Source organism: Streptomyces sp. WM6378, assembly GCF_001279695.1.
GTDB lineage: Bacteria > Actinomycetota > Actinomycetes > Streptomycetales > Streptomycetaceae > Streptomyces.
This window is the reverse complement of the sequence record NZ_LGDD01000142.1, coordinates 1-1,029: the sequence shown is the minus strand read 5'-3', so window position 1 is coordinate 1,029 and position 1,029 is coordinate 1. Positions and strand designations below refer to the sequence as shown.

Sequence of the window (1,029 nt, the reverse complement as noted above, 5' to 3'; positions counted from 1 at the left end):
TAGTACTCCAGTGGTACTTCATCATTCTCGCTGGTCAGGGGCGGTCTTTCGAGCCTAGCGGGCTGACGGTTCCTCAGGGGCCGGTTCCGGTGGCTGCTTTATGCGCGGGTGCGTCTGCGGTAGTGGCAGGCGCGGGCAATGGCCTGGTGGCGTCTGCGCCAGCGTGACCAGGTCAGTGCGCTGGCACCGCGGTGCGCGGGCTGGGGGCGGATAGCTGCCAGCAGGCGCCGGATCTCAGCCACGGTGAGCGGGGCCAGGTCGGCTGTGTCGTTTCTGCTGCCCCCCTTTCGACCGCCGCCGCAGCCATGGCAGCGAGGAAGGCGTGCGCGAGCATGGCCAGGGTGATGTGCCGATACCAGCCCGGATAGCGGCGCACTTCGTACTCATCCAGGCCGCACTGGCCCTTGGCGGCCTGGAAGCACTCCTCGATCGCCCAGCGGGAGCCGGCGACGCTGACCAGCTTATCGACGGTGGTTCCGACGGGCGCGTAGGCCAGGTAGTAGGCGATCTCGTCGGGGCGCTTGAGGCTGCGGCGGGCCAGCACCCACCGCTCGTGCGTGGGCGGGTCGGGGTCGAAGACGATATTGACGGGCAGTTTCGCTGCGGCCCAGTCGCAGACGCGCGGGCCCTTGGCACCGTTGCCGCAGGACAGTGGCTGCCAGGCATCGGCGGGGGCGTCGTCGATGAGCTGGTCGATGCGCCAGATCCCGAACAGTGACTTGATCTGCTGGGACTTGGGCACCGCGAGCACGTAGCCGACCTGAGCCTGTTCGAGCAGGTGGCGAAAGCGCCACTCCTGCCCGTAGAGACTGTCGGCGCTCACCCAGGCGATGGGCAGCGGCGAGGCGAGTGCCCGCAGGACCAGGGTGTGGGCGAGTTCTCCCTTGGTGGCGAAGCCGCGTTCGGCCGGGATGCGGGCGGCTTTGCAGCGGTCCGGGTCGTTCGTCCACGACTTGGGGAGATACAACTCCCGGTCTACCAGCGCCCGCCCCCGTCCGGAGGCGTAGGCGGCGAAGACGCCGATCTGGC

1 protein-coding gene is annotated in these 1,029 nt (G+C 68.9%); it reads right to left on the bottom strand.

Annotated elements, in window-relative coordinates; translation table 11 throughout:
* Positions 1-172 precede the first annotated feature (172 nt).
* The coding region (locus tag ADK54_RS14320; protein ID WP_053726003.1) for an IS701 family transposase at positions 173-1,029 on the bottom strand (857 nt) is incomplete at its 5' end.